Here is a 20,130-nt window from a genome sequence, read left to right as displayed (position 1 = left end):
TCGCACGGTCCATGAACTCCCGTCAGCGCCGCGGCGTGATACTCCTGATCCTGTCGGTGATCTGCGCGCTCGCCGCGTTCGCCGGCGTGCTCTCGGTCATCGACAACGCGAAGTCCGAAGTCGGCCCCAAGGCCACCGCGTACGAACTCCGGTCCGACGTCGCGCCGTACACGACGCTGAGCGCGAGCCAGTTCCAGAAGGTCTCGATGCCCAGGCGGTGGCTGTCCACCAACGCGGTCACCAGCCTCAGCGAGATCCAGGGCAAGATCGCGGTCACCACGCTGAAGAAGGGCTCGCTGCTCCAGAGCGACATGATCGTCGACCAGCCCGAGCTGAAGGCGGGACAGCAGGAGGTCGCGATCATGATCGACGCGGCCACCGGCGTCGCCGGCAAGATCACCCCGGGCTCGCTGGTCAACGTCTACGCCACCTTCCAGGGCAAGCAGCAGAGCGCCCCCGACCAGTCGAAGATCATCGTGACCAACGCCCGGGTCCTGGACGTCGGCAAACTCACCTCGCTGGAACCCGACAACAAGAACCAGCAGCCCACCGACGCCGTCCCCATCACCTTCGCGCTGTCCACGCTCGACGCCCAGCGCCTCACCTACGCGGAGTCCTTCGCCCAGCGGGTCCGGCTCGCCCTGGTCGCGCCCGGCACGACGACCACCGTGCCGGACAAGGACCGCACCTACGAACTCGCGACGGACAAGTGAGAGGCGCCTCGCATGCCCATCAGGATCCTCCCCGCCGTCGGTGACGCGGACGCCGTCCGCTCCCTGATCTCCCTGCTCAGCCAGCTCCCGGACAGCGAACCCCTGCCGCCCGTCGTCGACTCCACCCAACTCGTCGACACCCTGTCCCGGTTCGCCGCCGAGTCCGTCGACGAACTCCCCGAGGTCGTCGTCGTCCACGAACGCATCGGCCCGGTCCCGGCCCTGGAGCTGATCCGCGAGGTCGCCCTGCGCTTCCCGGCGGTCGGCGTCGTCCTCGTCACCACCGACACCAGCCCCGGCCTGTTCGCCGCCGCGATGGACTCCGGCGCCCGCGGCCTGGTCGGGCTCCCCCTGGGCTACGAGGAACTGGCGGGCCGCGTCCAGGCCGTCGCCCAGTGGTCCACGGGCGTACGACGCCACCTCGGCCACGGCGCGGACGCGTTCGCCGGCGTCGGCGGGACCGTCGTCACCGTCAGCGGCGCGAAGGGCGGGACCGGCGCGACCCTGGTGGCGATCCAGATCGCCCTCGCCGCGCACGCCTCCGGCCACTCCACCGCCCTGGTCGACCTCGACCTCCAGACCGGGGACGTCGCCTCCTATCTGGACGTCCAGTTCCGCCGCTCGGTCGCCGACCTGGCCGCGGTCAACGACATCTCCCCACGCGTCATTGCCGAGGCCGTCTTCCGCCACGACTCCGGGCTCGCCCTGCTCCTCGCACCGGCCGAGGGCGAACGCGGCGAGGAGGTCACCGACCGGGCCGCCCGCCAGATCCTCAGCGCCCTGCGCTCCCGCTACGAGATCGTGATCGTCGACTGCGGCGCCCAGCTCGGCGGGGCGGGGGCGGCGGCGGTGGAGACGGCCGACATGGCACTCCTGGTGACCACGCCCGACGTGGTCGCCGTACGCGCCGCCAAGCGCACGGTGCGCATGTGGGACCGGCTGCAGATCCGCAAGGCCGAGGAGACCACGGTGGTCGTCAACCGGCATACGAGGGCTACGGAGATCCAGCCGGCGCTGATCCAGCGCATTACCGGGACCGCACTGGCGCGGACGCCGATTCCCGCCAACTTCAAGGAACTCCAGGGTGCGGTGGACGCGGGGCGGATGCACGAGCTGGACGCGCGCAGCACGGTGAAGCAGGCGCTGTGGGCACTGGCCGGGGAGCTGGGACTGGTGCGGACGGGGGAGGGGACGGTGCCGCGGCGGGCCGGCAGGGCGCGGGGGGCGGAGCGGCCGGCGGTGGGGTTCCGGCGGCGGAGGGAACTCCGATGAGGAGCGGTGGGGCAGCGCCCCACAGGGGCGCGGGGAACTGCGCGCTCAGCCCCCACATACCCGTACCCGACCGTCGGCGAGACCGAGGCCAAGTCACCATAGAGCTCCTCGGCATGACCCCGGTCATCATCCTCACCCTCGTCCTCATGTGGCAGGCCGTCCTCGTCGGATACGCCTTCACCCTCGCCGGAAACGCCGCCGACGAAGGCGTACGTGCGGGCACGGCCGTCCCCCGGGGGGAACGGTTCGGCGCCTGTCAGCGTGCCGCGCTGGAGAACCTCTCCGGGGCCTGGCGGCAGGGGGCCACCGTGGACCAGTGCGGCGGCACGGGCATGGTGACCGCGGACGTCTCGCTGCGCGTCCCCGTGCTGTTCCCGGGCACCATCGACTTCCCCGTCACCGTGCACGGCCACGCCGGCACGGTGGAGGAGGTGAAGCACTGAGATGCACCCCAGCCGGCAGACCCGCGACCGTGGCCAGGTCGCCGTCGAGTACCTCGGGTTCATCCCGATCCTGCTCATCGTCGCACTGGCCGGCATCCAGCTCGGCGCCGTCGCCTACGCCGCCGAGCAGGCCGGGACGGCGGCGCGCGCGGGGGCACGGGCCGCCTCGCTGCGGCAGGACGCCGGCGCGGCCTGCGCGAGCGCGGTCAGCGCGGGGATCGATGTGAGCTGCGCTTCCTCGGGGGCGGGCGGCGACTCGGTCACCGTCACCGCCACGGTCCACATCCCGACGATCGTCTGGAACCTGGGCAACGCCACGAAGACCGCCACGATGCCGCTCGACCACTGAACGAGGAGCGCCATGAGTTTGCGGGCACGCATCAACTCCCCCGAGGAGCACGGCAGCCGGGGCGAGGACGGCCATCTGGTCTCCTCCTACCGGGCCAAGCTCCTGGAGGAGATCGACCTCGCGGAGATGAGCGCGCTGGCCGCCGCCGAGCGCCGGGCGCGCCTCGAACGCGTCCTCGGGCACATCATCAGCCGTGAGGGCCCGGTCCTGTCGACGGTGGAACGCTCCCAGCTGATCCGCCGGGTGGTCGACGAGGCGCTGGGCCTCGGCATCCTGGAACCGCTCCTCGAAGACGCGTCGATCACCGAGATCATGGTGAACGGCCCCGACGCGATCTTCGTCGAACGAGGTGGCCGCGTCGAGCAGTTGCCGTTGCGGTTCGTGTCCGCGGACCAGCTGATGCAGACCATCGAGCGGATCGTCTCCACGGTCAACCGCCGCGTGGACGAGTCCAACCCGATGGTCGACGCCCGCCTCCCCTCCGGCGAACGTGTCAACGTCATCATCCCGCCGCTCTCCCTGACCGGCCCCACCCTCACCATCCGCCGCTTCCCGCGCTCCTTCACCCTCCAGGAGCTGATCGGCTTCGGCTCGCTCGACGAGCACATGGTGTTCCTGCTGGCGGGCCTGGTGCAGGCGAAGTTCAACATCATCGTCTCCGGCGCCACCGGCACCGGCAAGACCACCCTGCTGAACGCCCTCTCCGGGCTGATCCCGGCCCACGAACGCATCATCACCATCGAGGACTCCGCCGAACTCCAGCTCCAGCAGTCGCACGTGGTCCGCCTGGAGTCCCGCCCGGCGAACGTCGAGGGCAAGGGCCAGATCACCATCCGCGACCTGGTCCGCAACTCCCTGCGGATGCGCCCCGACCGGATCGTGGTCGGTGAGGTCCGCGGCGGCGAGTCCCTGGACATGCTGCAAGCCATGTCCACCGGCCACGACGGCTCGCTCGCCACCGTCCACGCCAACAGCGCGGAGGACGCCCTGACCCGGCTCCAGACCCTGGCCTCCATGTCGGACGTCGAAGTCCCCTTCGTCGCCCTGCACGACCAGATCAACAGCGCGGTCGACGTCCTCGTCCAGCTGACCCGGTTCGCGGACGGCGCCCGCCGGATCACCGAGATCGCGATGCTGGACAGCCACGGCAGCGAGCCGTACCGGCTGGCGACGGTGGCCCGCTTCGACGCCCGGCCCATGACCCACGACGGCCGTGTCCACGGCGCCTTCCAGTACTTCCCGCTCCCGCGCCGCACCGCCGACCGCCTCTACATGGCGAGCCAGCCGATCCCGCAGGCCTTCGGCGTGGCCCAGCACTTCGACCAGCTCACCACCCGAGAAGCGAGGTAGGCCATGCCCCTCCACGACCTCGTCACCCTCACCACCGGCGTCACGCTGCTGGCCTGTCTGCTGGCCGTGGTGGGCCTGCACACCTACGCCTCCGGCCGGGCCCAGCGCGCCGCCCTGGTGGACCGCCTCTCCCACACCGGCCAGGCCCCGCTCACCGGCCGCCGGCGCCGCTTCCGCAACCTCGACCGCCGCCTGCGCGGCACCGCGATCGGCCGGCGCCTGGAACTTCGCCTGGCGGCGACGGGCCTGGACGTCACCCCCGGCGAGTTCTTCGCCTACATGCTCGCCGCCGCCGTGGCCCTCTGGCTCATCGGCCAGGCCGCCCTGGCCCCCTTCTTCGGTCCGATCGCCGGCCTCCTCGGGGTCTTCGCCGCCGTGCAGTTCCTCAACTGGCAGCGCCAGAAACGCATCGAACGGTTCATCGGCCAACTCCCCGAACTGGCCCGCATCCTGGCCAACGCCACCCACGCCGGCCTCGCCCTGCGTACCGCGATCGGCATGGCGGCGGAGGAGCTGGAGGCCCCCGCCGGTGAGGAACTCGCCAAGGTAGCCGACCAGTTGGCGATCGGCCACTCCATGGACGACGCGCTGGGCGAACTGGCCGCCCGGCTCCCGTCCCGCGAACTGGTCGTCCTGGTCACGACCTTGATTCTGTCCAACAGGGCGGGTGGTCAAGTGGTGAGTGCGCTGCGCAACCTCACCGAGACCCTGGAGGAGCGCAAGGAGACCCGCCGCGAGATCCGCACCCAGCTCTCCCAGGTGACGATGACTTCCTATGCCGTCCCGGTCCTCGGCATCGGTGCCCTGTTCCTGATGAACGGGGTCAAGGACGGCACGCTGGACCGCATGACGGGCACCACCCTGGGCCAGGCGGCCGTGCTCATCGCCTTCGGCCTCTACGTCATCGGCTTCGTCCTCATCCGCCGCCTGAGCCGCATCGACGTATAGGGGCTGTCAAGATGGCACTACTCCTGGCCCTCCTGATGGCCCTCGGCGTCTGGGGTGTCTTCGCGGGCGTCCGCATGTACCGCGCGGAAGCGAAACTCCCGTCCGACCTGGCGATCGCCCTGGAGGTGGGCGCGACCCGCACCGGCGCCGCCAACTCCCTCATCGACCGCATGGGCATGCGGTACGCGCCCGCGGTGCTGCGCCTGATGGGCCCGCGCCAGGTGGCCAGGTACCGCCGCAAGATCGACCTGGCGGGCAACCCCGGCGGCCTGACGATCGACCGCTACGCGGCCCGCAGGGCGGTGTACGGCGCGCTGGGCGGCGTCGGCTTCCTGGTCTTCCTCCTGCGCGGCCAGTGGCTGGTGGCCGTTCTCCTCCTGCTCTTCGGCGCGTTCTGGACGGAGGTCGGCATCTGGTCGGCGATCCGCATCCGCAAGGATGTCATCGAACGCACCCTGCCGGACTTCCTGGACGTCCTGGCGGTGGTGGTGAGCGCCGGCCTCGGTTTCCGTCAGGCCCTCGACCGGGTCGCCTCCCACTACGAGGGCCCCTGGGCGGACGAACTCCGCATCACCCTGCGCCAGCTGGACCTGGGCATGAGCCGCCGCCAGGCCTTCGCGGAACTCCGCCGGCGCAACGACTCCGAACAGGTGGCGATGTTCGTGACGGCGCTCCAGCAGGGCGAGGAGCTGGGCGCGCCGATCGTGGACACCCTGGTCGCCCTGGCCAAGGACATGCGCCGCACGGACGCCCAGAACGCCCGCCGCAAGGCGGCCCGGGCGGTACCGAAGGCCACGCTGATGATCACCACGTTCATGGTCCCGGCGACGATGCTCCTGCTGGCGGCGGGTCTGCTGCTGGGCTCGGGGGTCGACTTCGGCTCGGTCACGGGGCAGTAGCCGGGGGAGGGAGGTGATGGCGATGGCGACACGGGAGGACGGCGGGAAGGTCGAGATAAGGGCCCTGCAGGCCATGTGCCGCCAGGTGTTCGGCTTCCGCCTGGCGATGATCGCCGTGGCCTCCCCGGCCGCGCTCCTCAACGCCAGTCCCGGCCTCGGCGTCCGGCTGGTCGGCTCGGCCGTCGTGGTCACCTTCATGATCTCGTACGTCCTTTTCCGGGACTGGCAGCGCTTCGGCCCCCTCCTCCTGCGCCACCCCACCCTCCTGGCCGCCGACACCCTGTTCGGCTTCTTCCTCCTGATCTCGGCCGGCCCCGACACGACCCTGGCCTACGTCAGTGTCTGCACCCCGCTGCTCGCCGGCCTCCTCTACAGCTGGCGCGGAGCGGCGGTCTTCGCGTCCCTCCAGTCGCTGATCCTGCTCCTGGTACAGGCGGCCCTGAAGCACCACACGAGCATCGCCGAGTCGCTTCTCCTGCCCGGCCTGTGTGTCATCACGGGCGCGATGGGCTCGACCCTGCGCACCCTCATGCTCCGCTTCGGCACCGCCACGGAGGCCCTCACCGCGACCCGGGCCCAGCTCGCCGCGACGGAGGCGGTGAGCGCGGAACGCGCCCGGTTGGCCCGCGAGATGCACGACTCGGTGACCAAGACGCTGTACGGCGTTGCGCTGATCGCCGACGGCCTGGCGGAGTCGGCGGCCGCGACCCCGGACTGCCTGGACCCGGCGCTGATCAGACAGCAGGCGGAACTGGTGGCGAGCGCGGCGCGGAGGGCGGCGGCGGAATCCCGGGACCTCCTGAAGGATCTGCGCGCCCGAACGGACGGCGAGGCATCGGACGTACGCTCCGAACTGGAGTCGCTGACACGTGACTTCACGGCCCGTACGGCGATGACTGCGACCTACGAGGGCCCCGACACCCCGGTTCCGCTGTCCCCCGCCAAGGCCCGCCAGCTGCTCGGTATCGCGGCGGAGGCCCTGGAGAACGCCCACCGCCACGCGGGGGCGACGAGAGTCGACGTAAGGGCGGAGACCACCTCTGACCACCGACTGATCGTCACGATCCACGACGACGGCCGCGGCCTGCCCCCGGACACGACCGTCGAAGACCTGCACCGCACCGGCCACTTCGGCCTGCTCGGCATGACGGAACGGGCCGCGTCGATGGGCGCGCGTCTCCGGCTGACCGCCGACAAGGGCACCGAGGTCCGGGTGGAGCTGACCCTGACATGACCGAGCCGAGAGGAGGCCCTCCGATGCCGCGGCACCCCTTCACGGAGTGCGAAGAGCCACCGCCCCTACCCCTGCGCGTCCTGGTGGCCGACGACAACCCGGTGATCCGCGCGGGCCTGACGGCCGTCCTCTCCGCCGCGGACGGCCTCACGGTCGTCGCCGAGGCCGACGACGGCCGTGAGGCCTACGAGGCTGCCCTGCGCCACCGCCCCGACGTCATCCTTCTCGACGTCCGCATGCCCGGGGTTGACGGCATGGCGGCGCTGCCGCATCTGGTGCGGCTGGCCCCGGTCATGATGCTGACCTACAGCGACGAGACGGAGATCGTGCAGGAGGCCGTCCGCCTGGGCGCCGGGGGCTATCTGGTCCACGGCGAGTTCACGACCCGGGAGCTGACCCGGGCCGTTCGGGATGTCGGCGGCGGGTTGCCGCACTTCACGCCGACCGCGACGAACGCGTTGCTGGCGCATGTACGCAGACACGCATCTGCACACGTAAATGCCGAACTTCGCACTCCACCAAGGCATTTTCCGATCCAACACCTTTCGCGACTGCAATCTGATGTGAGACAGTCAGCCAAGTCCCGGTTTCAACTGAGCAGCAGGGAGGCGGAGATCATGGACCTCATCGCATCCGGCATGAACAACCAGCAGATCGCTGCCACTTGCTTCATCAGCGAGAAGACGGTCAAGAACCACATCAACCGCATCTTCGCCAAGCTCCACACCGCCACCCGCGCGCAGGCGACGGCCAAGTGGCTGGGGGTGGCCTGAGGATGAGCTGGGTGAACTGGGTCCGGATTTGGGCCCTGGGACCCTCCGCCGTTGGGTATGTTCCGCCGTACGTTGCGAGGATCGGAACCGAACCCGGAGGGGAGCACCATGAGCGACCGGATGCTGAGGATGCTAGTTGCCATGCAGCGCCGCGCCGACGACCGGGGGCAGACCGCGGTCGAATATTTGGGGATCATCGCGGTGGTGGTGGCGATCGTGCTGGCCGTCACGGGTACCAGCATCGGCCAGACGATCCTCACCAAGATCACTGCACAAATAAACAAGATCGTGTGATGCGTCTCCGCCGTTATGGCGACTCAGGGCAGGCCTTTCCCATCTACATCACCGTAGTGGGAGGCCTGCTCTTTCTCGCGTTCGCCTATCTTGCGGTCGGCCAGGCCGCGGTGAACCGGAACGGCGCCCAGACGGCCGCCGACGCGGCGGCGCTTGCCGCGGCCATGAACACCCGTGACGAGCTCACGCACCAGTGGGTGCGGGACATACTCGATCCGACCAAGTGGCAGGACATCTTGGACGGCGATGTGACAGTCGCGGACTCCTGCTGGCGGGCGGCCCAACTGGCGTCCCAGAACGACGCGACGGCCCAGTGCACACCGAAACCGCCGCTGGGTTACACGGTCGACGCCGAGACGAACAAGACCGTCGGCGACTCGGTGGTCCCCGGCACCGAGAAACTGAAATCAACGGCACGCGCCACTGCCGTGATCGAGCCGCTCTGCACTTTCACGCTTTCCGGTGAGGCCGGTGTACTGCCTGAACTGACCTGCAGGGACCGGAACTGGACCCTGAGCCCGGACGATCTCACGGATCTCCCGGGTCCCGAGGACCTCTTCGACGTCCACCTGGCCGATTGACAAGCGAATCGACGAGTGAAGAAGGGAGCGGGAACGATGAGCATTCGGTTCACTGCGAAGGCTCGCAGGGGGGCGGTCGCGTTGATGGTCGCGACGGGCCTGGCGGTGGGAGTGGCCGGCTGCGCCGGCGGAGGCGACGACAAGGCGGGCAAGCCACAGTCGTCGGCCTCCGCCTCCAAGGAAGGCGGATCGGACCCGAGTGCCCAAGAGGGGCAGTCGGAGACGCCGTTGGCGGAGCTCAAGGGAACGGACGGGCTGCTCCTTCAGGTCACCTCCGCTCAGCGGGACTCAGGTGGTTTCGTCACCGTCAACGGCGCCATCAAGAACGACGGCGCCAATTCGGCCGTCATTCCCGCTCAGGTGAGCGGTGACGAAACAGAGATCATCAAGCACGGCTTCTCCCTCGGCGGGGCCACCTTGGTGGACTCCAAGGGCAAGAAGCGCTACTACGTCCTGCGCGATACGGACGGCCGGCCGCTCACCAGCATCGGCATCACGAACGTAGACGCCGGCCAGACCATCCCCGTCTTCATGCAGTTCCCCGCCCCGCCCGCCGGCACCGTCGAAGTCACCCTCCAACTCCCCACCTTCTCCAGCGGCACCATCCAGATCTCCGGGTGAGGCCGAAGTGACCACATCACGCCTCCCCCTGTCCCTGGGCGCCGCCACGCTCCTCCTCGTCACGAACCTGTACGGTGCGACGGCCGCCAGGGCCGACGGCGGTGGCCCGAGCGTCCCTCCGGGCACCGAGCCCTCCGCCACCGCGCCCGTGAAGGTCGACCCGACGGACCCCGACCTCAAGCTCCCCGAAGGCGCCACCCTCGCCGAACCCAAGGTCCTGGACATCAAGTCGGTCGTGGAGGACCAGAGCGGTGACGAGCGCAGGGAGGACACCAACGCGGACGTGACGTTCGCCCTCCAGGCCGAGGTGCTGTTCGGCAAGGACAGCGCCAAGCTCAGCGAGGCGGCGAAGGCGCGGATCGGTGCGATCGCGGAGGAGATCAGGAAGCAGAACGGGACCCAGGTCCGCGTCTTCGGATTCACGGACAACCTGGGCTCCTCCGGCCACGGGGACGTCCTCTCCCGCCGGCGCGCCAACGCCGTACAGGGCGTCCTCGACCAGGACCTGAACGATCCGAACATCACCTTCGACGTGCGCGGCTACGGCGAGCAGTACCCGATCGCGGACAACTCCACGGAAGAGGGCCGCAAGAAGAACCGCCGGGTGGAGGTGACGTTCCCGAGGACGGGGTGACTCGTCAGGTTGAGCTGCACGGCCGAGGGCACGTTCGCGGCCCCTCAGTCGATACAGAACTCGTTGCCCTCGATGTCCTGCATCGGAATGCACGAGTCGTTGCCGTCGTACAGCGTTCGCACGTGTACCGCGCCGAGCGGGACCAGTCGCGCGCATTCGGCCTCGAGTGCGGCGAGGCGCTCTTCCCCCACGAGTCCGGTGCCGACCCGCACGTCAAGGTGCAGCCGGTTCTTGGCGGCCTTCCCTTCGGGGACGCGCTGGAAGTACAGGCGCGGGCCCACACCTGAGGGATCAATGCAGGCAAACCACGCGTCCTGCTGCTCGGGCGGGAGTGAGCGCTTGAAATCGTCCCAAGTGGCAAACCCCTCCGGTGGCGGCGGCACGACGTACCCCAGCACCTCGCACCAGAAACGAGCGAGTCGCTCGGATTCCGCGCAGTCGAAGGTGACTTGGAACTTCTTGATCGACGTCACCGGGCCACCATATTGGCGTGTCCTGCTCAGCGAAACCCCGCGGGTTGACCCGGAGGAGCCCCGAGCACGGCTCAGTTCGCCACCACGGTCACCCGCGCGCCCGCCTTCACTCCCCACTCGGCCATCGCGCCCGCCTCCGCTTCCAGCACATGCCGGGACCGGAGGCGGGGCAGGCCAAGGCGGCCGGGGCGCATGGTGCGCACGGCGATCACCGTGAGGTGGCGGTCGAGGTAGGCGACGTCGATCGGCATCCGCATCCGGAACGTGTGGATCCCACCGGCGGGGGACAGCAGGATCGCGCCCTCAAGACCGTCACGCCCCAGCAGCCCTCTGGTACGGGCCCGGTAGGACGTGGCGATCTCCAGCGGAACCGCCGTCGCCTCAGCTCCACTCCCACCGGCGTGCACGACCAACGTCCCCCGCCCGTCCCGCCAACGTGCCATCCGGCGCCACCTCCGCAGCGACCGTACCGTCGGCACGAGCGTTCGTTCACCGGCTACGGCGGCGCACCATTCGGTTGTGACAGCCATGGCTCCGGGTAGGACGTTCCCCATGACCGCACTCGGCGCCGTGTTCCGTCCCCAACTGCCCCCCGAGCGAATCCGTGCCGTGACCCGGCTCGCGGACGAGGTCGGCCTGGAAGAGCTGTGGCTCTGGGAGGACTGTTTCCGGGAGGGCGGGATCTCCACCGCCGCCGCTGCCCTCGCCTGGTCGGAACGGGTGCGGGTGGGCGTCGGGCTGTTGCCCGTGCCGTTGCGGAACGTGGCCGTCACCGCCATGGAGGCCGCCGCGCTGCACCGGATGTTCCCGGGGCGCGCGATCCTCGGCGTCGGGCACGGTGTGCAGGACTGGATGGGCCAGGTCGGCGCCCGCGCCGAGTCCCCGCTGACCCTGCTGCGGGAGCATCTCGACGCCCTGCGCGCGCTGTTGCGCGGGGAGCGGCTCACCGTCGACGGGCGGTACGTCCGGCTCCACGATGTCGCGCTCGACTGGCCGCCCAGCGACCCCGTCCCGATCCTCGCCGGTGGCGAGGGTCCCCGCACCCTCCGCCTCACAGGTGAGGCCGCCGACGGGACGATCCTCACCGCCGCCACCCCGCCCGACGGCGTCCGCCGGGCCCGGCGGCTCATCGAGGAGGGGCGGGCGGCCGCCGGACGGGGCGCGGACGAGCCGCACGAGGTCGTCGTCTATCTCCTCACCGCCACCGGGGCCGACGCCGCTGACCGGCTGCGGGCCGAACTCGTCGCCGATGGACTGGAGTCCGTCCCCGATCTCGGCGTCGCCGGAGACGCGGGCGCCGTCGCCAAGGCCGTACGGCGGCTCACCGAGGCAGGCGCCGACACCGTCATCCTCCAGCCGACGGGGGACGAACCCGACCCCGAGGGCTTCGTACGGTTCACGGCGGAGGAGGTCCGGCCGCTGGTGCCGTAGAAACGGCCGCGCGTCGTTGTCAGTGGTGCCTGCCACACTCGCCTGCATGACGACCGACGACGTACGTCTACGGCCCGTGCGGGACGACGACCTCGAAATCTTCCTCGCCTACGAGCACGACCCGGAAGCCGTCCGGCGGTCGAGGTTCACGCCCCGGCCGCGGGAGGCATTTCTCCGGCACTGGAAGTTCAACGTGCTCGCGGATGCGGGCTGCCTGGTGCGGACCGTCCTCGTGGACGGGGAGGTCGGGGGGAACATCTGCTCCTGGTGGGACGGCGAGCGGCGGTTCACCGGGTACTGGCTCGGGCGGGCCTACTGGGGGAGAGGCGTCGGCAGCCGCGTCCTCGCTCTCTACCTCCAGGAGGACGCCGTACGGCCCCTGTACGCCGACCCCTTCGCCGGGAACACCGCCTCCGTACGGCTGCTGGAGAAGAGCGGGTTCGTCCCGGCGGGCCCGGAGCATGAGGTCGACGAGGGGTACGTGCTGCTCGTTCTGCACGACGACGCTCCCGCCGACCCCACGGAGGCGGCCCCTTGACCGCCGACCGCCGGGGACGCTCACGACGGCCTCGTCCCGCCGTACCTGTGACCGGCCTGGTCAGCCGGTACCCGTGGCCGTGGGCCGCCGGTGATCGCCCGTCGCCCCGTCGATCAGCTCCCGCAGGATGTCGAGGTGCCCCGCGTGCCGGGCGGTCTCCTCGATCATGTGCACCAGCACCCAGCGCAGGGAGACCGGGTGGTCCCGCCAGTCCGGCCGGCCCACCGCGTCCAGTGGCCGGCCGCTGATCACCGCGTCGGACGCGGCACGCGCTCGGCCGTAGAAGTCGATGATCTGCTGGGTCGTCTCGCCCGGGCCCACCGACAGGTCCTCGTCCGTGTACGGGTCGAACCACAGGGGCTCGACCTCGCCGCCGAAGCTCGACACGAACCAGCCGTACTCCACCGACCCCAGATGCTTCACCAGCCCCAGCAGGTTGGTCCCGGACGGAGCCATCGGGCGGCGCAGCTGTTCGTCGTCGAGGCCCTGCAGCTTCCACAGCACGGCGTCCCGGTGCCGGTCCAGGCTCGCGTGCAGGATTTCCTTCTCACCAGCGGTGTACGTGCCATCGGTCGTCATGGTGGGAGAAATTAGCAGCGGGCACTGACAACCCGATGGGATCATGCGGGCCATGGCAGAGCAGACCCACCGCACCTTCGAGGACCTCGTCGCCGAGGGCGCCGCCGTGCCGACCGAGGGCTGGGACTTCTCCTGGTTCGAGGGCCGCGCCGGCGAGGCCCGGCCCTCCTGGGGCTATGCCGGCGCCGCCGGCGGACGGCTGGCCCGCGCCACCGCCGCCCTCGACATCCAGACCGGCGGCGGCGAGGTCCTCGACTTCGCCCTCGGTACCGCGGCCCAGGAGCGTCACGCCCTCGGTACCGTGGCCCAGGACCGGCCGCGGCTGGTCGCCGCCACCGAGGGCTGGCCGCCGAACGTTCGCAAGGCGACCGCCCTGCTGAGCGCGCGCGGTGTCGTGGTCGTCGCCTCGCCCGAGGACGCTCGGCTGCCGTTCGCCGACGAGACCTTCGACCTGGTCCTCAGCAGGCACCCGGTGCGGGCGCACTGGCCCGAGATCGCGCGCGTGCTGCGCCCCGGCGGCAGCTACTTCGCCCAGCATGTCGGGCCCGCCAGCGTCTTCGAGCTCGTGGAGCACTTCCTCGGGCCGCAGCCGGAGGCGGCCCGCGGCGGGCGGCACCCCGACCGGGAGCGCGCCGGGGCGGAGGCTGCCGGGCTGGAGATCGTCGGCCTGCGGGCCGAGCGGCTGCGGATGGAGTTCTACGACATCGCCGCCGTCGTGCACTTCCTGCGGAAGGTCGTATGGATGGTCCCCGGTTTCACGGTCGCGGAGTACGAGCCGCAACTCCGCGCCCTGTACCGGCGGATCGAGGCGGAGGGCCCCTTCGTCGCGCACAGCACCCGGCACCTTTTCGACGCCCGCAAGCCGGCGCGCCGGGGGTGATCCACCGGCCTTGGAATCCCAGGCGCGGAAGAATGGCCAAGAACTGCCCTTCGGGCCTTCTGACGCGCATCGCACCCGGGTGAACCCAAAGGATCACCGTGACGCATGTCGTGACAGTGCGACCCAATCGGGTCAAGTCGTCCCCTAGTTCATTAACTTGCACATAAGTGAATATTTGGCGCTCAGGTTCACCTTCCATTTTCACAGTGTTTTCACATCGTTAACTCTGGTGCCCCATATGGACCTGCCGGCTCACGTAAGTTCGGACCAAGGTAATTCGCGTGAGCAAAGCTGCGCGGGCGGCATCGCGCAGTGGAGGGGGCTGCGCGGTGCCGTAACGCCCCAGTGGCGCCCGTCAAGCCGCCGTTCGCGGCCCGGGTAGCCCATCGGGGGGATGGGTGCACAACACGCCGAGACATCCCCAAGACGGCTCAAACCCTCTTGATCTCCCCGAATGCGACCACCTTCCCTGTGATTCCGCTGCGAATCGGCCATGTGTGGCACCTGAATCCAGCGTTTCGGGCCCGCCATGGCGTCGCCGGACGACTCCGGAGAGTAGTTGTGGCACGCCGATGCACGCAGCATCACTTACAAAGGGTTATGGTGAAGACCCCCCCTCGGGCCGGTCCGTCTCCCCCCCACGGACCGGCCCGTTTTTTCACCCACTTTCCAAGCGCTCTCGGCACGGTGACCCCTGGGGGCCGCGGGGCATCACGCGACCTGCCCCGACGCACCCGCGGTCGCCTCACCGCCCAAGCGCCCCACCCATTTGGGTGCCCTCCCCACCGCGCTCCCCTCAACTTCCGGAGGGGTAGGCTTCAGCCCGCGGAACCCCGCAGCGAGACACGAGGGGTGGACTCAAGTGAACCTGCGCGACAAGCTGCGCGGCCTGCTCGTCCGGCTCTACGCACGCCGGGTGGAAGGCCACCTGGACCACGCTCAGGTGCCCAAGCACATCGGCGTCATCATGGACGGCAACCGCCGCTGGGCGAAGGCCGCCGGATCCAGCACGGTGCACGGCCACCGGGCCGGCGCCGAGAAGATCGAGGAGTTCCTCGGCTGGTGCTCCGAGACCGACGTCGAGGTCGTCACCCTCTGGCTGCTGTCCACGGACAACTTCGACCGCGCCAAGGAGGAGCTGGTCCCCCTCCTCGGCATCATCGAGGACGTCGTGCGCACCCTCTCCGCCGACGGCCGCTGGCGCGTCCACCACGTCGGCACCCCCGACCTCCTCCCCTCCCCGATGCAGACCGCGCTCAAGGAGGCCGAGGAGGCCACCGCGAACGTCGACGGAATACTGGTGAACGTCGCCATCGGCTACGGCGGCCGCCAGGAGATCGCCGACGCCGTCCGCTCGATGATCCTCGACGCCCACGACAAGGGTGTCCCGATGGAGGACCTCGCCGACTCCGTCGACGTCGACATGATCGGCCGCCACCTCTACACCGGCGCCCAGCCCGACCCGGACCTGGTGATCCGCACCAGCGGGGAGCAGCGGCTGTCCGGATTCATGCTCTGGCAGACCGCCCACTCCGAGTACTACTTCTGCGAGGTCTTCTGGCCCGCGTTCCGCAAGGTCGACTTCCTGCGCGCCCTGCGGGACTACGCGGCCCGCCACCGCCGCTACGGCGGGTGACGTGATCGTGACGGTGGACACCGGCACGGCATGCGACCCCTGCCACCGCCGCCACGCTGGATAACCCCTTCGCTACGGTGGATGACCCCATCGCACCCATGAGGCGTAAATCACCCATTTCGGGGCGTCAGTCACACGGAGTTCACCTGAGCGTCGTTGCAGACCGTGGCATGGCGGCGCATGTTCGAGGGCATAAGGCAAGCAGGTCGATGCCCGAACCACGGGCATCGGATCTCAGCGGGCGGCTCGGGGTCGCCCGCCCGGGAGGCCCTTTGCACCAGCCCGACCGTGCGGTCACGGCACGGAAGAAGCAGCGGGGGGCCGGTTTTCGGCCCGTGCAGGGCGGCCGGCAACCGGTCCAGCTCTTCCTCGTCGCTCCCCGACCTCATCCGAGGGGGTACGTCCTTCCGTGGTGACCAGCACAAAGCGCCACAAGTCCGACCGGCGCACCTATGTTCTCGACACCAGCGTCCTGCTGGCCGACCCGAACGCCATGGCCCGCTTCGACGAGCACGAGGTCGTGCTCCCGATCGTCGTGGTCACGGAACTGGAGGCCAAACGGCACCATCCCGAACTCGGTTACTTCGCCCGGCAGGCTCTGCGACTGCTCGACGACTACCGGGTCCGGCACGGCCGTCTGGACGCCCCCATCCCGATCGGGGACCTCGGCGGCACGATCCGTGTCGAGCTCAATCACTCGGACCCCAGCGTGCTGCCCAGCGGCTACCGCCTGGGGGACAACGACTCCCGCATCCTCGCGGTCGCCCGCAACCTGCAGGCCGAGGGGTACGACGTCACGGTCGTCTCGAAGGACCTGCCGCTCAGGATCAAGGCGTCGTCGGTCGGCCTCCTCGCCGAGGAGTACCGCGCCGAACTCGCCATCACGGGCACCTCGGGCTGGACCGGAATGTCCGAACTGACGCTGCCGGGCGAACAGGTGGACATCCTCTTCGAGGAGGGCCATGTGTACGTCCCGGAGGCATCCGACCTCCCGGTGCACACTGGCCTGACCATCCAGTCGGAGCGCGGCAAGGCGCTCGGCCGGGTGACGGCCGAGGGTAACGTCCGTGTGGTACGGGGCGATCGTGAGGCGTTCGGCATCAAGGGCCGCAGCGCCGAGCAGCGGATCGCGCTCGACCTGCTGCTCGACCCGGACGTCGGGATCGTGTCGATGGGTGGCCGGGCCGGCACTGGCAAGTCGGCGCTGGCGCTGTGCGCGGGCCTGGAGGCGGTCCTGGAGCGCCGCCAGCACCAGAAGGTGATGGTCTTCCGTCCGCTGTACGCGGTCGGCGGGCAGGAACTGGGCTATCTGCCCGGCTCCGAGTCGGAGAAGATGAGCCCCTGGGCGCAGGCGGTCTTCGACACCCTCTCGGCGGTCACCAGCCGCGAGGTCATCGAGGAGGTCACCGCCCGCGGGATGCTGGAGGTGCTGCCGCTCACCCACATCCGCGGCCGCTCCCTGCACGACGCGTTCGTGATCGTCGACGAGGCCCAGTCGCTGGAACGGAACGTGCTGTTGACCGTTCTGTCCCGGATCGGCGCGAACTCAAGGGTGGTTCTGACGCACGACGTGGCCCAGCGGGACAACCTCCGGGTCGGTCGTTACGACGGTGTGGTCGCCGTGGTGGAGAAGCTGAAGGGTCACCCGCTCTTCGCGCATGTCACCCTGACCCGTTCCGAGAGGTCCCAGATTGCCGCGCTTGTGACCGAAATGCTGGAGGACGGACACATCTGATCCATCTGACCCCCGTGTCCAACTTGGGTTGATTGCACGTCCGTTGGCGCCGTCCGGCAAAGACCCTGAGCCTAGCCGGGCGGCCCCTTCGTGCGTGCGGCTTTCCTGAAACCCCCTGGGGGAAACGGGATGTGAGCTTTCACACGCAACTCGGAATTGCCACCCGGCGTCGGGTTACGGCAGAGTCTCACTCCTGTCAGGCCCCGCATACGACACACCTGTACCCCCAGCGGTACGGAACCACAGAAGCATCACAGCTAACTCCACAGCGACGTCGTATGCCGCCCGAGCACCACGCGGCACTCCCCATCGGGGAGTAGCCCACCGGGCCCGCGCCTCCCGTGACCCCGCAGTTGGGAGGCCAGCGTCAGGGGCACGATTGCGTCCGCCAGGGTCACCGAAGCGGGCGATGCTGGAAGGAAAACCGTGTGAGCCGGATTTCGGTCCGGGGATTCGCAGTGGCCTCGGCCACCGCGGTCACCGCTGTCGGAAGCGTTGTCGGTGTTGCCTCGGGCAGCGTCGCGCAGCCGAACAATGCTGAGGCGACGGCAGCCGACACCACGCTCCTCGCGGACATCCCCGCGGGTCAGCAGGCAACGGTGCAGACCGCGTCCCTGACGCAGCAGGCCGACGCCGTGGCCATCCAGGCCGACGCGAGCGCCAAGAAGGACGCCGAGCAGGTAGCCCGGGTGGCGGCCGCGAAGACCGCGGAGGCCAAGAAGGCCGCGGCCGAGCAGGCGGCGAAGGAGGCCAAGGCGCGCGCCGAGGCGAAGGCGGCGGCCAGCCGTTCCTCCTCCACGAGCTTCCCGGTCCGGAGCTCGTACAGCGTGTCGCAGATCCAGGCGATGGCGCAGCAGATGGTGGCGAGCGGCCAGTTCCAGTGCTTCAGCAACATCGTGAGCCACGAGTCCGGCTGGAACTACCAGGCGGTCAACGCCTCCTCCGGCGCCTACGGCCTCTTCCAGGCCCTGCCCGGCTCCAAGATGTCCTCTGTCGGCTCCGACTGGCAGACCAACCCGGCCACCCAGATCAAGTGGGGCCTCAACTACATGAACTCCCGGTACGGCAGCCCCTGCGGGGCCTGGTCGTTCTGGCAGGCGAACAGCTGGTACTAGAGGCCGCCCGGCTCTCTCAACCTCCGACAGCCCCTCCCCGTCCTAGGGGGAGGGGCTGTCGCCCTGTACGGTCTGAACCGAACGACTCCAGGGGGAGTGGTGAGGAGCACCCGGAGACGCGGGGGAGGAGAGCGGATCATGTCGCGAGTGCCGGAGTGGCTCGGCAGGCTCGGTGCCGGACTGAGCGAGATGGGCGAGCGGTTGGACGAGCGCCGGGCCGAGGTGGAGCGGGAGCACACCGACCGGGAGCCGCCCGAGGCGCCCGCGAAGGCTCCTGTTCCCGCACCGGCGGCCCCCGCCCCCGCTCCCACGCCCGCCCGGAAGCCCACACCGCGTCAGGACCCCGTCACGGCCATCCCGTGGGGCGTACGGGTCGCCGCGGAGGCCGGCTGGCGGCTGCTGGTGCTGGCCGGCACGGTCTGGATCCTGATGCGGGTCATCAGCGCCGTACAACTCGTCGTGTTCGCCTTCGTCATAGCGCTGCTGATCACCGCCCTGCTCCAGCCCACGGTCGCCCGGCTGTGCCGCTACGGCATGCCACGCGGCCCGGCCACCGCGCTCACCGCCATCTCCGGCTTCGTGGTGATCGGCCTGATGGGCTGGTTCGTGACCTGGCAGGTCATGGAGAACATCGACACCCTCTCCACCCAGATCCAGAGCGGCATCGACGACCTGCGCAACTGGCTGCTGAAGAGCCCCTTCCACGTCACCGACAAGCAGATCAACCAGATCGCCAAGAACCTCCGCGAGGCGATCGGCGCCAACACCGACCAGATCACGTCGTTCGGCCTGGAAGGCGTCCAGGTGGTCGTGGAGGCCCTGACCGGCATCCTGCTGGTCTTCTTCTCGACGCTCTTCCTGCTGTACGACGGTGCGCGCATCTGGCAGTGGTTCCTGAAGCTCGTGCCCGCCGCGGCCCGCGAGGGCGTGTCGGGCGCCGGCCCGCGCGCCTGGGGCACGCTCACGGCCTACGTCCGCGGCACGGTCCTGGTGGCCCTCATCGACGCCATCTTCATCGGCCTGGGCATCTACTTCCTGGACGTCCCGATGGCCGTCCCGCTCGCCGTCTTCATCTTCCTGTTCTCGTTCATCCCGCTGGTCGGCGCGGTCGCCTCGGGCGCCCTGGCGGTGGTGGTCGCACTCGTCACCCAGGGAGTCTTCACGGCGGTGATGACCCTGATCGTCGTCCTCGCCGTCCAGCAGATCGAGGGCCACATCCTGCAGCCGTTCATCCTCGGCCGTGCGGTCCGCGTCCACCCGCTCGCGGTGGTCCTCACGGTCGCGGCCGGTGGGCTGGTCGCTGGCATCGGCGGCGCGGTGGTGGCCGTACCGCTGGTGGCGGTGACCAACACGGTGGTCAGCTATCTGCACCAGTACTCGAACGAGCGGTATACGGAGGAAGAGCCGCCTGAACCAGCCCGTCCGGCGGTCGAGGACGAGGCCGTTCCGGCCGAAGGGGGGTCCGGGGGCGCGGCCCTCAGGGAAGCGGCAGACCCCGCCCGTTGAGCAGTGAGCGGGGTCCACGGAGCGAGGGTGGCTACTAGGGCCTGTTGCGAAAGTCCCGCCTGCCCGCGACGCCCGGCACGCGCCCCCACCCTCGAACCGGCTTCGCCCGGCTCGGGCGGGGGGACC

Annotated in this window: 23 protein-coding genes; 20 read left to right on the top strand and 3 right to left on the bottom strand. The window is 69.9% G+C overall.

The genetic code is table 11. The features are described from left to right. Positions 1–11 precede the first annotated feature (11 nt). The 13 genes from cpaB (at position 12) to ABZ396_RS02215 (ending at position 10,111) form a co-directional block, all read left to right on the top strand. Entirely contained in the window at positions 12–713 is a 702-nt protein-coding gene (gene cpaB, locus ABZ396_RS02275; protein ID WP_358919634.1) for a Flp pilus assembly protein CpaB, read from the top strand. 12 nt (positions 714–725) lie between these two features. Next, positions 726–1,985 carry an AAA family ATPase gene (locus tag ABZ396_RS02270; RefSeq protein WP_358919632.1) on the top strand — a complete coding sequence of 420 codons (1,260 nt, stop codon included), beginning with the start codon at positions 726–728 and terminating at the stop codon, positions 1,983–1,985. A 113-nt stretch (positions 1,986–2,098) separates the two neighbouring features. Further along, complete coding sequence (locus ABZ396_RS02265) at positions 2,099–2,428, top strand: pilus assembly protein (RefSeq protein ID WP_358919630.1); 330 nt, start codon at positions 2,099–2,101, stop codon at positions 2,426–2,428. 1 nt (position 2,429) lies between these two features. Further along, positions 2,430–2,777 (top strand): TadE/TadG family type IV pilus assembly protein, encoded by a 348-nt coding sequence (locus ABZ396_RS02260; RefSeq protein WP_358919628.1) that lies wholly within the window; start codon positions 2,430–2,432, stop codon positions 2,775–2,777. Between the two features lie 12 nt (positions 2,778–2,789). Then, positions 2,790–4,127: a CpaF family protein gene (locus tag ABZ396_RS02255; protein ID WP_358919626.1), complete on the top strand. Its 1,338-nt coding sequence runs from the start codon at positions 2,790–2,792 to the stop codon at positions 4,125–4,127. A gap of 3 nt (positions 4,128–4,130) precedes the next feature. Beyond that, complete coding sequence (locus ABZ396_RS02250) at positions 4,131–5,075, top strand: type II secretion system F family protein (RefSeq protein ID WP_358919624.1); 945 nt, start codon at positions 4,131–4,133, stop codon at positions 5,073–5,075. 11 nt (positions 5,076–5,086) lie between these two features. Continuing rightward, positions 5,087–5,974 (top strand): DUF5936 domain-containing protein, encoded by an 888-nt coding sequence (locus ABZ396_RS02245; protein WP_358919622.1) that lies wholly within the window; start codon positions 5,087–5,089, stop codon positions 5,972–5,974. 22 nt (positions 5,975–5,996) lie between these two features. Further along, entirely contained in the window at positions 5,997–7,208 is a 1,212-nt protein-coding gene (locus ABZ396_RS02240; RefSeq protein WP_358919620.1) for an ATP-binding protein, read from the top strand. Positions 7,209–7,231: 23 nt separating this feature from the next. Further along, positions 7,232–7,981, top strand: coding sequence for a response regulator transcription factor (locus ABZ396_RS02235; protein WP_358919618.1), 750 nt, complete (start codon positions 7,232–7,234; stop codon positions 7,979–7,981). A 108-nt stretch (positions 7,982–8,089) separates the two neighbouring features. Continuing rightward, a complete protein-coding gene (locus ABZ396_RS02230; protein WP_358919616.1) occupies positions 8,090–8,275 on the top strand; it encodes a hypothetical protein in 186 nt (61 codons plus the stop codon). Then, the gene (locus tag ABZ396_RS02225; protein ID WP_358919614.1) at positions 8,275–8,856 is read left to right on the top strand and encodes a pilus assembly protein TadG-related protein; all 582 of its coding nucleotides are present in this window, start codon (positions 8,275–8,277) and stop codon (positions 8,854–8,856) included. The genes ABZ396_RS02230 and ABZ396_RS02225 overlap by 1 nt, the downstream gene beginning before the upstream one ends. A gap of 36 nt (positions 8,857–8,892) precedes the next feature. Further along, positions 8,893–9,477: a hypothetical protein gene (locus ABZ396_RS02220; protein ID WP_358919612.1), complete on the top strand. Its 585-nt coding sequence runs from the start codon at positions 8,893–8,895 to the stop codon at positions 9,475–9,477. A 7-nt stretch (positions 9,478–9,484) separates the two neighbouring features. Next, positions 9,485–10,111: an OmpA family protein gene (locus ABZ396_RS02215; RefSeq protein ID WP_358919611.1), complete on the top strand. Its 627-nt coding sequence runs from the start codon at positions 9,485–9,487 to the stop codon at positions 10,109–10,111. 44 nt (positions 10,112–10,155) lie between these two features. On the opposite strand, the gene ABZ396_RS02210 is transcribed toward ABZ396_RS02215, so the two are convergent. Then, positions 10,156–10,584 carry a VOC family protein gene (locus tag ABZ396_RS02210; protein ID WP_358919609.1) on the bottom strand — a complete coding sequence of 143 codons (429 nt, stop codon included), beginning with the start codon at positions 10,582–10,584 and terminating at the stop codon, positions 10,156–10,158. 71 nt (positions 10,585–10,655) lie between these two features. After that, positions 10,656–11,027: a DUF192 domain-containing protein gene (locus tag ABZ396_RS02205; RefSeq protein ID WP_358919607.1), complete on the bottom strand. Its 372-nt coding sequence runs from the start codon at positions 11,025–11,027 to the stop codon at positions 10,656–10,658. 109 nt (positions 11,028–11,136) lie between these two features. On the opposite strand from ABZ396_RS02205, the gene ABZ396_RS02200 reads away from it, so the two are divergent. Together ABZ396_RS02200 and ABZ396_RS02195 are read left to right on the top strand one after the other, a co-directional pair. Beyond that, on the top strand, positions 11,137–12,015 hold the full coding sequence (locus ABZ396_RS02200; protein WP_358919605.1) for an LLM class flavin-dependent oxidoreductase: 879 nt from the start codon (positions 11,137–11,139) through the stop codon (positions 12,013–12,015). Positions 12,016–12,061: 46 nt separating this feature from the next. Continuing rightward, a complete protein-coding gene (locus ABZ396_RS02195) occupies positions 12,062–12,553 on the top strand; it encodes a GNAT family N-acetyltransferase (protein WP_358919603.1) in 492 nt (163 codons plus the stop codon). 60 nt (positions 12,554–12,613) lie between these two features. Here ABZ396_RS02195 and ABZ396_RS02190 read toward each other — a convergent pair whose 3' ends face one another. Next, positions 12,614–13,132, bottom strand: a complete 519-nt coding sequence (locus tag ABZ396_RS02190) for a DinB family protein (protein ID WP_358919601.1) — start codon at positions 13,130–13,132, stop codon at positions 12,614–12,616. A gap of 52 nt (positions 13,133–13,184) precedes the next feature. Between ABZ396_RS02190 and ABZ396_RS02185 the strand changes: the two genes are divergently transcribed. The 5 genes from ABZ396_RS02185 (at position 13,185) to ABZ396_RS02165 (ending at position 20,004) form a co-directional block, all read left to right on the top strand. Continuing rightward, positions 13,185–14,012, top strand: coding sequence for a methyltransferase domain-containing protein (locus tag ABZ396_RS02185; RefSeq protein WP_358919599.1), 828 nt, complete (start codon positions 13,185–13,187; stop codon positions 14,010–14,012). 862 nt (positions 14,013–14,874) lie between these two features. Next, the gene (locus tag ABZ396_RS02180; protein WP_358919597.1) at positions 14,875–15,648 is read left to right on the top strand and encodes an isoprenyl transferase; all 774 of its coding nucleotides are present in this window, start codon (positions 14,875–14,877) and stop codon (positions 15,646–15,648) included. A 409-nt stretch (positions 15,649–16,057) separates the two neighbouring features. Beyond that, positions 16,058–17,383, top strand: a complete 1,326-nt coding sequence (locus tag ABZ396_RS02175) for a PhoH family protein (protein ID WP_358919595.1) — start codon at positions 16,058–16,060, stop codon at positions 17,381–17,383. A gap of 428 nt (positions 17,384–17,811) precedes the next feature. Beyond that, positions 17,812–18,498, top strand: a complete 687-nt coding sequence (locus ABZ396_RS02170; protein WP_358919593.1) for a transglycosylase SLT domain-containing protein — start codon at positions 17,812–17,814, stop codon at positions 18,496–18,498. Between the two features lie 138 nt (positions 18,499–18,636). Continuing rightward, positions 18,637–20,004, top strand: coding sequence for an AI-2E family transporter (locus tag ABZ396_RS02165; RefSeq protein WP_358919591.1), 1,368 nt, complete (start codon positions 18,637–18,639; stop codon positions 20,002–20,004). Positions 20,005–20,130: the final 126 nt, after the last annotated feature.

Origin of the sequence: Streptomyces sp. NPDC005866 (assembly GCF_040629895.1) — a bacterium.
Lineage (GTDB): Bacteria > Actinomycetota > Actinomycetes > Streptomycetales > Streptomycetaceae > Streptomyces.
Note: the sequence above shows the minus strand (reverse complement) of the source record. Positions and strands in the feature narration are given on the sequence as shown.

Coding starts and splice junctions, on each gene's coding strand:
- cpaB (WP_358919634.1), top strand. CDS start 12: ATGAACTCCCGTCAGCGCCGCGGCGTGATACTCCTGATCCTGTCGGTG.
- ABZ396_RS02270 (WP_358919632.1), top strand. CDS start 726: ATGCCCATCAGGATCCTCCCCGCCGTCGGTGACGCGGACGCCGTCCGC.
- ABZ396_RS02265 (WP_358919630.1), top strand. CDS start 2,099: ATGACCCCGGTCATCATCCTCACCCTCGTCCTCATGTGGCAGGCCGTC.
- ABZ396_RS02260 (WP_358919628.1), top strand. CDS start 2,430: ATGCACCCCAGCCGGCAGACCCGCGACCGTGGCCAGGTCGCCGTCGAG.
- ABZ396_RS02255 (WP_358919626.1), top strand. CDS start 2,790: ATGAGTTTGCGGGCACGCATCAACTCCCCCGAGGAGCACGGCAGCCGG.
- ABZ396_RS02250 (WP_358919624.1), top strand. CDS start 4,131: ATGCCCCTCCACGACCTCGTCACCCTCACCACCGGCGTCACGCTGCTG.
- ABZ396_RS02245 (WP_358919622.1), top strand. CDS start 5,087: ATGGCACTACTCCTGGCCCTCCTGATGGCCCTCGGCGTCTGGGGTGTC.
- ABZ396_RS02240 (WP_358919620.1), top strand. CDS start 5,997: ATGGCGACACGGGAGGACGGCGGGAAGGTCGAGATAAGGGCCCTGCAG.
- ABZ396_RS02235 (WP_358919618.1), top strand. CDS start 7,232: ATGCCGCGGCACCCCTTCACGGAGTGCGAAGAGCCACCGCCCCTACCC.
- ABZ396_RS02230 (WP_358919616.1), top strand. CDS start 8,090: ATGAGCGACCGGATGCTGAGGATGCTAGTTGCCATGCAGCGCCGCGCC.
- ABZ396_RS02225 (WP_358919614.1), top strand. CDS start 8,275: ATGCGTCTCCGCCGTTATGGCGACTCAGGGCAGGCCTTTCCCATCTAC.
- ABZ396_RS02220 (WP_358919612.1), top strand. CDS start 8,893: ATGAGCATTCGGTTCACTGCGAAGGCTCGCAGGGGGGCGGTCGCGTTG.
- ABZ396_RS02205 (WP_358919607.1), bottom strand. CDS start 11,027: ATGGCACGTTGGCGGGACGGGCGGGGGACGTTGGTCGTGCACGCCGGT.
- ABZ396_RS02200 (WP_358919605.1), top strand. CDS start 11,137: ATGACCGCACTCGGCGCCGTGTTCCGTCCCCAACTGCCCCCCGAGCGA.
- ABZ396_RS02195 (WP_358919603.1), top strand. CDS start 12,062: ATGACGACCGACGACGTACGTCTACGGCCCGTGCGGGACGACGACCTC.
- ABZ396_RS02190 (WP_358919601.1), bottom strand. CDS start 13,132: ATGACGACCGATGGCACGTACACCGCTGGTGAGAAGGAAATCCTGCAC.
- ABZ396_RS02185 (WP_358919599.1), top strand. CDS start 13,185: ATGGCAGAGCAGACCCACCGCACCTTCGAGGACCTCGTCGCCGAGGGC.
- ABZ396_RS02165 (WP_358919591.1), top strand. CDS start 18,637: ATGTCGCGAGTGCCGGAGTGGCTCGGCAGGCTCGGTGCCGGACTGAGC.